Annotated in this window: 10 protein-coding genes; 4 read left to right on the plus strand and 6 right to left on the minus strand. The window is 74.0% G+C overall.

Annotated elements, in window-relative coordinates; translation table 11 throughout:
- Positions 1-72 precede the first annotated feature (72 nt).
- The 4 genes from ACLU3S_RS32750 to ACLU3S_RS32765 form a co-directional block, all read right to left on the minus strand.
- Positions 73-762, minus strand: coding sequence for a hypothetical protein (locus ACLU3S_RS32750; RefSeq protein WP_413955614.1), 690 nt, complete (start codon positions 760-762; stop codon positions 73-75).
- Between the two features lie 617 nt (positions 763-1,379).
- Complete coding sequence (locus ACLU3S_RS32755) at positions 1,380-3,611, minus strand: molybdopterin oxidoreductase family protein (RefSeq protein WP_413955615.1); 2,232 nt, start codon at positions 3,609-3,611, stop codon at positions 1,380-1,382.
- A 110-nt stretch (positions 3,612-3,721) separates the two neighbouring features.
- Positions 3,722-4,339, minus strand: a complete 618-nt coding sequence (locus tag ACLU3S_RS32760) for a TetR family transcriptional regulator (RefSeq protein WP_413955616.1) — start codon at positions 4,337-4,339, stop codon at positions 3,722-3,724.
- A gap of 64 nt (positions 4,340-4,403) precedes the next feature.
- Complete coding sequence (locus ACLU3S_RS32765) at positions 4,404-4,955, minus strand: hypothetical protein (protein ID WP_413955617.1); 552 nt, start codon at positions 4,953-4,955, stop codon at positions 4,404-4,406.
- 159 nt (positions 4,956-5,114) lie between these two features.
- On the opposite strand from ACLU3S_RS32765, the gene hmgA reads away from it, so the two are divergent.
- The 4 genes from hmgA (at position 5,115) to ACLU3S_RS32785 (ending at position 9,753) form a co-directional block, all read left to right on the plus strand.
- Entirely contained in the window at positions 5,115-6,449 is a 1,335-nt protein-coding gene (gene hmgA, locus ACLU3S_RS32770; protein WP_413955618.1) for a homogentisate 1,2-dioxygenase, read from the plus strand.
- Positions 6,450-6,494: 45 nt separating this feature from the next.
- Positions 6,495-7,244, plus strand: coding sequence for a GntR family transcriptional regulator (locus ACLU3S_RS32775; protein WP_413955619.1), 750 nt, complete (start codon positions 6,495-6,497; stop codon positions 7,242-7,244).
- A gap of 25 nt (positions 7,245-7,269) precedes the next feature.
- Entirely contained in the window at positions 7,270-8,427 is a 1,158-nt protein-coding gene (locus tag ACLU3S_RS32780) for a type ISP restriction/modification enzyme (protein ID WP_413955620.1), read from the plus strand.
- 111 nt (positions 8,428-8,538) lie between these two features.
- Positions 8,539-9,753 carry a CaiB/BaiF CoA transferase family protein gene (locus ACLU3S_RS32785; protein WP_413955621.1) on the plus strand — a complete coding sequence of 405 codons (1,215 nt, stop codon included), beginning with the start codon at positions 8,539-8,541 and terminating at the stop codon, positions 9,751-9,753.
- 46 nt (positions 9,754-9,799) lie between these two features.
- Here ACLU3S_RS32785 and ACLU3S_RS32790 read toward each other — a convergent pair whose 3' ends face one another.
- Positions 9,800-10,069, minus strand: coding sequence for a hypothetical protein (locus ACLU3S_RS32790; RefSeq protein ID WP_413955622.1), 270 nt, complete (start codon positions 10,067-10,069; stop codon positions 9,800-9,802).
- 126 nt (positions 10,070-10,195) lie between these two features.
- On the minus strand, positions 10,196-10,734 hold a 539-nt coding region (locus ACLU3S_RS32795), incomplete at its 5' end, for an anti-sigma factor (protein ID WP_413955623.1).

The following is a 10,734-nucleotide window of genomic DNA, read 5'->3' on the forward strand; positions in this document are numbered from 1 at the left end:
AGGACGACCGCGAGCAGGGCCGTCCTGGTGAGGCGGTAGGCGCGGGTGCGGTACCAGGGCCTGCTCCGGCGCCTACGCGGCGCCATGGGGCCGCCGGCGGATCAGCCGGAAGTACACCGCTCCGCAGACCGCGACCAGTCCCACCGCGGCCGCCGCACCCACCGGCGAGAACGCGGCCCCGGTGTCGACGAGACCGCCGCCGCCGGCGTGCACACCGCCGTGCGGATCGTTGTGGTCGCCGCCCTGGCCCCAGCCCGGGCCGTTCTGCTGCTGCTGGTGGTCCTCGATCTGCCCGGCCGGACCGTGCGCGGGGTCCTGGCGGTTGCCGTCGTGGCAGTTGACCTGGAAGACCTTCGACTTCAGGGCCACCGGGGTGCCCACCGTCCATGTGATCTTGTACTGCCCGTCCGCGAGCCCGAGCGGGTCGGTGTGCCCGGCGCCCCCGGCGAGCTGGACGGCACCGGTGACGGTGGCGGCGGTGGCCAGCGGGGGCTGCGGCGTGATGGTGTAGTTGATGCTGCCGAGGGTGTCGAAGTTGACGGCCTCGAGATAGAACCTGCAGACCACCGGGTCGTCCTTGGCCGACCCGGTCAGCGCGGCCCCGTTGAGATGCCGCTCGTCGTGGATCCTGATGTCGCCGTTCTCCCCCGCGGCCGCCGCCTTCGGCGCCGCCACCCATGACGCGCCCGTCGCGGCGAGGGCGGTGAGGACGACGCTGGCGCCCGCGCGGGAGAAGGAACGTGGAAGTCTCAGGGTGGGCATGAAGCTCCTCCGAGGTGAGAAACGATTTTCATACAAACCGACCTTTCGCTGTGACTTTCACGCATGCGCTCCATACGCTGCGGTAACGCCGCCCGGCGCGTCGTCGGATATCGCCCGGGCGGCGCAATGCCGAGGCGACGGGTGGCCGCAGCCGGGGGCCGAGGACGAGGCAACGGGCCGGGGCGGAGGGCTGGGCAACACCAGTGAGGACGCCAGGGCGGCGGGCCTGGACGACACCGGCGCGGACGCCGGAGCGACGGGCCTGGGTGACACCGGCGCGCGGGCCGGAACGGCGGGCCTGGGTGACACCGGCGCGGACGCCGGAGCGGCAGACCTGAACGACACCAGCGCGCGGGGCGGAGCGGCAGACCTGAACGGCACCGGCGCGCGGGCGGCAGCCCGACGGACCTGAGCAACGCCGGCGCGCGGGCGCCAGCCCGACGGACCTGAACGACGCCGGCGCGCGGGCGGCAGGCGTTCGTCGGCCGTAGGCCGGCAGGTGCCCGCCCCCCAGCGCGCAATGCCAGGCGCTCATCGGCCGCTGGTCCGGCTGCGCCCGGCGAGGCCGGTGCCAATGGTGAAGTGCGCGGCGTGGCAGCCCGGTTCGCCGCCCCGGATCAGTGGCTCGCGCTCAGCTCCACGGGCACGCCGTTCAGGACCGCGTTGCCCGACAGCGGGTCGAGCAGGCTGCCGTCGAGCAGCTGGTTGACGTTGACGCCCGGGACGGTGGCGGCGTGGCCGAGGCGGGTGCCGGGACGGTCGTGCCCCCAGCCGTGCGGCAGGCTCACCACACCGGGCCGCACGGCGTCGGTGACCTCGGCCGGGGCCACCACCTCTCCCCCGGCCCCCTTCACGCGTACGTCCGCCCCGTCCCGGACGCCGAGGCGGGCCGCGTCCTCGGGGTGGATGTGCAGGGTGCAGCGGTTGCTGCCGCCGGTGAGCGCGGGCACGTTGTGCATCCAGCTGTTGTTGGAGCGCAGGTGGCGGCGGCCGACCAGCACGAGCCCCGCGGGCCGCTCGTCCCGGGCCCGGCGCAGCCGCGGCAGGTCGGCGGCGATCGGTTCGGGCAGCAGCTCCACCTTGCCGCTGCGGGTCTTCAGCGGCTGCGGCAGACGCGGACGCAGCGGGCCGAGGTCGATGCCGTGGGGGTGGGCGAGCAGCTTGGCCAGGGTGAGCCCGTCGGGTCGCGCGCCGAAGCCGTCGCCGTAGGGGCCGAGGCGCAGCATCATGTCGAGCCGGCGTTCGGGGCCGGTCTCCCCGGTGAGCCGCGCGGCGAGGTCGCGCGGATCGCGGCCGTGAACCGGCGAGTGCGCCTGCTGGGCCGCCTCGCCCAGGGTCTGCTCGACGACCATCGCGTCGACGGCGGCCGGGTCGGCGCCGTGCATGCCGGTGGCGGCCAGGACCAGCCGGGCGAGGATCTCGGTCTCGGCCATGCGGCCGGGTTCGAGCGGTACGGCGGGGCGGCTGTAGCGGACCTGGTTGCGCACCGCGAGGGTGTTGAACGCGAAGTCGTGGTGCGGGCTCTGGGAGGGCGGCGGCGGGGGCAGGACGACGTCGGCGTGGCGCGAGGTCTCGTTCAGATACGGGTCGACGGCGACCATGAAGTCCAGGGATGCCAGGGCCTTGTCGAGGCGGTCGCCGTCGGGCGCGGAGAGCACCGGGTTGGCGGCCACGACGACGAGCGCGCGGATCGGTTCGCCCTCCTCGGTGGCGGTGTCGATCTCCTCGGCGAGAGCGGACAGCGGCAACTCGCCCTTGGCCTCGGGCAGTCGCCGGACCCGGGAGTGCCAGCGGCCGAGCGCGAAGCCGCGGCCGGGTCCCGCCGGGCGGGGCGTCCTGTCCGTGGCCGCCTGCGGGAAGAGGGCGCCGCCGGGCCGGTCCAGGTTGCCGGTGAGGATGTTGAGCACGTCGACCAGCCAGCTGGCGAGTGTGCCGTGCGGGACGGTGCAGCTGCCGATGCGGGCGTAGACGGCGGCGGTGGGGGCGGCGGCGAGTTCGCGGGCGAGGGCGCGGATGACGCCGGCGTCCACGTCGCACGCCCCGGCGACGGCCTCGGGAGTGAAGTCCCGCAGGGAGTCCCGGAGTTCGTCCAGCCCCTGCACGTGCGGGGCCAGGTGCCCGAGGTCGGTGAGGTCCTCCTCGAAGAGCACGGTCGCCATCGCGGCCAGCAGCAGGGCGTCCGCGCCCGGGCGGATCGCCACGTGCCGGTCGGCCAGCCCGGCGGTGCGGGTGCGGCGCGGGTCGACGACGGTGAGGTGTCCGCCGCGGGCCTTGAGCGCCTTCAGCTTGCCGGGGAAGTCGGGGGCGGTGCACAGACTGCCGTTGGACTCCAGCGGGTTGGCGCCGATGAGGAGCAGGTGGTCGGTGTGGTCGAGGTCCGGCACCGGGATGGCGTTGGCATCGCCGAACAGCAGACCGCTGGAGACGTGCTTGGGCATCTGGTCGACCGTGGAGGCGGTGAACACGCTGCGCGTGCGCAGGGCGCCGAGCAGGACCTGCGGGTAGAGCGCCCCGGCCATGGTGTGCACGTTGGGGTTGCCGAGGACCACGCCGACACTGTCCGCGCCGTGCCGCTCCACGACCGGGCGCAGCCCGGCGGCGACGGCGTCGAAGGCCTCCTCCCACGTGGCCTCGCGCAGCGCGCCGTCCCTGCGGACGAGCGGGGTGCGCAGCCGGTCGGGGTCGCCGTCGACGGCGCCGAAGGAGGCGCCCTTGGGGCAGATGAACCCCTTGCTGAAGACGTCCTCGCGGTCGCCGCGGGCGCCGGTGACGCGGGTGCCGTCGATGGTGAGGGTCAGCCCGCAGGTGGCCTCGCACAGGGGGCAGATTCGCAGGGCGGTGCGGGACACGGATCCTCCCGGGGTCGGCGGCGCCGGGCGACACGGGCCGGCTCGGGGCGAGCATACCGACCGGTAGGCATGTAGGGGAGCCCCGGCGTGCGACGGCTTTCGGCCCGGGGTCAGTCGAGGACGCGCGCCAGGTAGGCCCGCAGCAGTTCCCGCGTCTCGCGGATGATCGCCTCGTCCCCCTGCGGATCCGTGCGGAAGGCCAGCTGGACGAGCGTGTCGGCGCTCTCCACCGCGACCAGGAAGACCCGCCGCAGATCGTCGTCGGGGGTGCGGCCCAGGTACCCGCCGAGCAGCCCGGTGAGCCGGTCGGCGACCCGGGTGTTGGGCTCGGCGTGGCGGGTGCCGACCGGGATCTGGTTGCCGAAGTCGACCAGGGAGAAGCCGGGCGCGGTGCGCTTCATGGCCAGGTACTCGTCCAGCACGGCGTCCATGGCGGCCCGCCAGTCGCCGGTGCCCGCCTTCTTCAGCCGCTCGGTGACGCGCTCGCTGTACCGCTCCAGGTTGCGCTGCGCGAGGGCGTCGGCCATCTGCCGCTTGTTGCCGAAGAAGCGGTAGACCGAGCCGATGGGCACGCCGGCCCGCAGCGCGACGGCGCGGGTGCTCAGGGCGTCGTAGCCGACCTCGTCGAGGAGTTCGGCGCATGCGTCGAGGATCCTGGTCAGCCGTTCGGCGCTGCGCCGCTGGACGGGCGCGCGGCGGAGCGGGGTCGCGTGGGGCACGGGCTTCATGATGCCTTTCCGCCGGGGTCGGGTGAAGCTCGCCCCAGAGTACGGAGAAGGGTGGGTGATGCACTCATCCGCCGGCCGCGGAGGTCGCGGAGCCCGCGGACGGCTCCGGTGTCCTCGCGTCCGACACGGTGATGTCCGCGGTGCTCTGGACCGGCGTGCCGTGCACGGCCCACACCGTGCCGTCGTCGGCGTACAGGCGCGCGGTGACGTGGTGGGTGCCGCGCGCGGCGAGGCGGTCGGCGAGGTGGTACCGGAGGGTGCGCAGCCGGGCGACCCGTTGGCCGTCGACGAAGAGATAGGCGAGCCCGCGCCCGGTCACCGCCGTCCGCGGTGCGCCGGGTGCGGAGCAGCGGAAGTGGTGGAAGGTCAGCCGGACGTCCCAGCCGCCGGCGGGGTCGGGGGTCACCTCGACGCCGACCCCGGGGGCGTTCCTGCCATCGACCTCGCGCAGGTGCCGGCCGGTCCCGTCGGTGGCGTCCAGGACCTTGCCGACCGGCGAGGGGGAGGCCGGGTCACCGTGTGCCGGACCGCCGGAACACCCCGCCGCGCCGAGCGGCAGCAGGACGCACACCGCGAGCGCGGCGAGCGGTCGGCGCGCCCACTTCGTCCACGACATGTCCGGGAGCGTAGAACACGCCCGCGGCACGCCGAATCCGTCTGAAGTCGGGTTCCCGGCCCCCTCCGGACGGAGGCGGCGGCCCTCTTGCGCGCCACCGCGCTCATTCCTACGGTGTTGCATAGGAATCAGTCGGAGCACGGGAGCGTGGGAGCGATCATGAGCGGGGACGCGCGGAAGACCGCCGAGGGGCTGTCGTATCTGTCCGGGTTCGGCAACGAGCACGCCTCGGAGGCGGTGCCGGGCGCCCTGCCCGTGGGGCGCAACTCACCGCAGCGCGCACCGCTCGGGCTCTACGCGGAGCAGCTGAGCGGCACGGCGTTCACCGAGCCCCGGGCGCACAACCGGCGCTCGTGGCTCTACCGGATCCGCCCGTCGGCCGCGCACCCGGCGTTCACGCGCACGGACAACGGCACGATCCGCACGGCCCCCTTCACCGAGACCGTGCCCGATCCCAACCGGCTGCGCTGGAACCCGCTGCCCGAGCCCCCGGCCGGCACCGACTTCCTCGCCGGCCTGTGGACGCTGGGCGGCAACGGCGACGCGACCCAGCGCACCGGCATGGCCGTGCACCTGTACCACGCCAACGCCTCGATGGAACGGGTCTTCTCGGACGCCGACGGGGAGCTGCTGATCGTGCCGGAGCGCGGCGGACTGCTGCTGCACACCGAGTTCGGCCGGCTCCATGTGGAACCCTCACACGTGGCGCTGATCCCCCGTGGGGTGCGCTTCCGTGTGGAGTTGCTGGACACCGCTTCCGACGGCGGGCAGAGCCCGACCGCCCGGGGCTATGTGTGCGAGAACTACGGCGCGCCCTTCCGCCTCCCCGACCTCGGCCCCATCGGCGCCAACGGGCTCGCCAACGCCCGGGACTTCCGGGCGCCCGTCGCCGCGTACGAGGACACCGAGGGCCCGGTGGAGGTGGTGAACAAGTTCTGCGGCAACCTCTGGACGGCCACCTACGACCACTCCCCGCTCGACGTCGTCGCCTGGCACGGCAACCATGTGCCCTACGTCTACGACCTCCGCCGTTTCAATGTGATCGGCACCATCTCCTACGACCACCCCGATCCCTCCATCTTCACGGTCCTGACCTCCCCGTCGGACACCCCGGGCCTGGCCGGGGTCGACTTCGTGGTGTTCGCACCGCGCTGGCTGGTGGGTGAGGACACCTTCCGGCCGCCGTACTTCCACCGGAACGTGATGAGCGAGTACATGGGCCTGATCGAGGGTGCCTACGACGCCAAGGCGGAGGGCTTCGTGCCGGGCGGCGGCTCGCTGCACAACATGATGTCGGCGCACGGCCCGGACCGGGAGACCTTCGACCGGGCGAGCGCGGCCGAGCTGCGGCCCCAGAAGATCGACGACGGGCTGGCGTTCATGTTCGAGACCCGCTGGCCGGTGACCCTCACCCCGCACGCGGTCCGGGCCGACCACCTGCAACAGCGCTATGACGACGTGTGGCAGGGTCTCGAGCGCCATTTCCGCGGGTGACGCCTCTGTTGCGCCGCACGCTCACCGACAGGTACGGATAGCCGAGTGACCTCCTTCGCCCCGGACTCGATCGTCCTGAACCGCAAGCTCCCGCTCTGGTATCAGGTGTCGCAGTCGCTGCGCGCCTCGATACTCGGCCGCTCGCCCCAGGACCCGCTGCGCCTGCCCACCGAGGAGCAGCTGGCGGAGCACTACGGGGTGAGCGTGCTGACCATGCGGCAGGCGCTGAAGGAGCTGGAGGACGAGGGCCTGATCAGCCGGCACCGGCGGCGCGGCACGTTCATCGAGCCGGGGGCGCGGCGCGGGGCCCCGGTGCGGCTGCTGGGCTCGGTGGACGCGATCGTGGCCCAGCAGTCGGGGATGACGACCGAGCTGCTGGACCACGGCAGCGTGCCGGTGCCGGCCGGGCTCGCCGAGTACTTCCCGGACCTGGCTCAGGTGGCGGCGTACCACCGCCTGCGCAGCGACGAGAAGACCGGCGAGCCGACCAACCACGCCGTCAACCACGTCCGGCCCGAACTCGCCGCCCGGATCGACCTGGACGATCTGACCCGCTGGCCGATGACGAAGGTGCTGCGGGACGTCGTCAAGGCGGACATCAGCCGCATCACGGACACCGTGGAGGCGCGGCTCGCCGACCCGGACACCGCGCGGCTGCTCCAAGTCCCGCTGCTCAGCCCGATCCTGCACTACACGGGCGTGACGTACGACGCCGAGGGCCGGGTGCTGGACGTGGCCGTCATCCACTACCGGGGGGACCGCTTCTCGTTCACCGTCACGCTGGACGCGACCTGATACCGACCCCGGGCCGGGCCGTACGATGCCCTGCGTGACGCACGACGACGCTCCGCGCCTGGCGGACCTCATGCCGTGGTCCGTCGCACCCCTGCGGCCGGGCCGCGCCTGGCCGACGGCTCCCGACCCCGGCTCGCTGAAGGCCCGCTGGGACGCCCTGATGAAGGCCGAGGGGCCGGACCGCGAGGCCCTGTTCGAGCCGACCCGCGCCCGCACGCTCACCTCGGCGGTGGGGCAGCTGCCCGGCCAGTCCACCGGCACCGGACGGCTGGCCCGCGCGGAAGGACCCTGCGCGCCGCCGGTCCGCGTCCTGACGGCGCCCTTCGACGAGCAGTGGCTGATCCCGGACCACCGGCTGATCGACATCGCACGCCCGGAGCTGTGGCGGGTCGCGGACGCCCGGCAGGTGTTCGCGGTGGAGACGGGCGACGAGGACCTCCCCCTGCTGGCGACCTCGCTCCTGCCCACCCTGCGCGCCGGCCGCATCCGCCCGCTGTACCGCCGCCCCGGCGGCACGGAGCCGAACCTGGCGCCGGGTCTCGCCGCCCATCTGTCCGCCCGCCTGGGCGGCGTCCCGACGGCTCCGGCGGACGTCCTGGCCTGGATCCTCGCGGCCACCGGCCCCGACCTGGCCGTCCCGCTCACGGACGATCCCGTCCTCTGGACGGCCGGCGTGGAGCTGGGCCGCCGCATGCTGTGGCTGATGCGCCGCGACGGCGAACGCCCCAAGCTGCCGGGCGGCCGCCGCCCGTACGTCCGGGCGCCGCTGCCGGCCCGGCCGCTGACCCTGCACTACGACCGGGACGAGGAGGCCCTCCACATCGACGAGGGCCGCATCGCCCCTGTCCCACCGCAGGCCTGGGACTACGAGGTGGCCGGGGCCCGCGTCCTGGAGTCCTGGTTCACGGCCCGTACGGCGCCGCCCGCCCCGGGCGCCCTCACCGCGATCCGCCCGGCGACCTGGCCCCAGACCTGGACCTCCGAGCTGCTGGAGCTGATCACCGTCCTGGCCCTGCTGGCCGGACTGCGCCCGCAGCGGGCCGAGTTGAAGGCGGCCTCGTCGATCACGGCGGCCGAGCTGCGGGCGGCGGCCGTCCTCCCGGCACCGGAGTCCTCCCGCCGCCCCGCCTCGGTCCTCGACCACCACGAGGAGGGCCCGGACGGCCAGTTCGCGCTGATCTAGCGGCTCCGCTCACCCCGGCGCGGCCGCGGTGGCCGGGCCACGGACGGCTTCCGGGGCGAGGTCCAGGGGGCGCTGCTGACAAAGGAGCGGCTCAAGGGCCATGATCCGGTCATGGAACAGGCCACGGACCAGCAGCCCCTGCCCCTGCCGCTGGAGGGCGTCACCGTCGTCGCCGTCGAGCAGGCCGTGTCCGCGCCGTTCGCGACGCGGCAGCTCGCCGATCTGGGGGCCCGGGTGATCAAGGTGGAGCGGGTCGACGGCGGTGACTTCGCGCGCGGGTACGACACGGCGGCCGGCGGGCTCGCCTCGCACTTCGTGTGGTGCAACCGCGGCAAGGAGTCCATCGCCCTGGACCTGAAGGACGCGCGCGGCCTCGACGTCGTACGGCGGCTGATCGCGGACGCCGACGTGTTCGTGCAGAACCTCGCGCACGGCGCGGCGGCCCGGCTGGGCCTCGACGCGGCCACGCTGTGCGCGGCGCACCCGAGGCTGATCGCCGTGGACATCTCGGGCTACGGCGGCTTCGGCCCGTACGCGGACAAGCGGGCCTACGACATGCTCGTGCAGTGCGAGGCGGGGCTCGTGTCGGTGACGGGCACACCGGAGCAGCCGGTCAAGGCGGGGATTCCGGCCGCGGACATCGCGGCGGCCATGTACGCGTTCTCGGGTGTGCTGGCGGCGCTCGTCCGGCGGGGGGCCACCGGACGGGGCGGCCCCGTGGAGGTGTCCATGCTGGAGGCGCTCGCGGAGTGGATGGGGCATCCGCTGCACCACGCCCTGCACGGCGGCGAGCCCCCGGCACGCACCGGCCTCGCACACGCCGTCATCGCCCCCTACGACGCATATTCGACGGCGGACGGCGGACGGGTGCTGTTGTCGGTGCAGAACGACCGGGAGTGGCGGCGGCTGGCCGAACAGGTCGTCGAGCGCCCGGAACTGGGCACGGACCCGGCGTTCGCGACGAACGCGGCACGGGTGGCGAACCGGGAGCGGACGGACGCGCTGGTGGCGCGGGCGCTCGGCGCGCTGGACACCGAGGAGGCCCTCGCGCGGCTGGAGAAGGCGGGCATCGCGTGCGCCCGGCTCAGGGATCTGCACGAGCTGGCGGAGCACCCGCAGCTGGCGGCCCGGGAGCGGTGGCGCCAGGTGGGTACGCCGGTCGGGCCGCTGAAGGCGCTGCTGCCTCCCATCACGCTGCCGGGCGGGGACGAGGCACGGATGGGCGACGTGCCCGCGCTCGGACAGCACACCGAGGCGTTGCTGCGGGCCGTGGGGATGACGGACGACCAGATCGCAGCGTTGCGCCGGGACGGTGTGGCGGCCTGAGCGCGGGCCCTGGACGGGGCCAGGACCGCCGGGTCGCGCTGAGCGCTCAGTGGCCGCCGAACAGCGAACGGCGCAGCCGGCGCAGCGGCGCGAAGAGGGAGACCCGGCTGACCCGCGCGCGACGGTCGCTGCGCTGCTGCCTGGTGTCACGCGCCGTCAGTTCACGCATCAGCGAGGTCGCCTCGACCGTCTCGCCCTGCGGTATGGCGGGTCCCGCCAGCACCGACAGATGGCGGTCGAGGCGCGAACTGGTCGCGCTGCTCCCGCAGGTGATCGCAGGGACCCTGGCCCTGCTGCGCATTGTTATCTGCTCCATGTCACTCCCCACCCGTACGAGTCCACCCGGCCCGGGCAGGGTAACCCTATCGCCCCAGTGGGGCACGCGGGTATCTCGGCCACAGGATTCACCTTCCCCGCAAGGCGGTTGACCATGCTTCGATGACTACTCTCCGAATCCGACCGGTTTCAGGGCCAGTTGGACAATCGGCTGACTGGTGGGCTGTGCTGAGCCTCCGTCGGGCTCGACGGTCACGGCGAGTGACGTCGAGGAGAGGTCGAGCCCCTTCGCGATCAAGGGCGTGTCGCGCGTGAAGACCCCGAGGGAGCGCGGTTGCACACGGGGGCGCATGAGCCAGAGCTGGTGTACGCGGCCGCCGGGGGGCGTGCCGTATCCGCTGAGCGTGACGACGGCTTCCTGCTCCGATGCGGAGGCGATCACTCCGATACCGCGGCCGCGCCCGTCCTCGCTGCTGATGGCGCGGGCGTCGGGAGCGGTCAGAACGTGGGCGATCTCACGTGCCCGGCTCTGTGCGGCGTCGAGCCGGTCCTGGGTGCGGTGCGCCTGGACCGCGAAGAGGGAGGCCACCACCAGGGCCGCGGCGGCGGTGGCCGTGGCGAACGGCACGAAGAGGGAGCGCGTGCGGGGCGCACGGGTGCGGGCCGGCGGGGGCTGGGCGCCCCACACGTGCGGCGGCAGCAACG

This window comes from Streptomyces sp. AF1A, assembly GCF_047340315.1.
Lineage (GTDB): Bacteria > Actinomycetota > Actinomycetes > Streptomycetales > Streptomycetaceae > Streptomyces.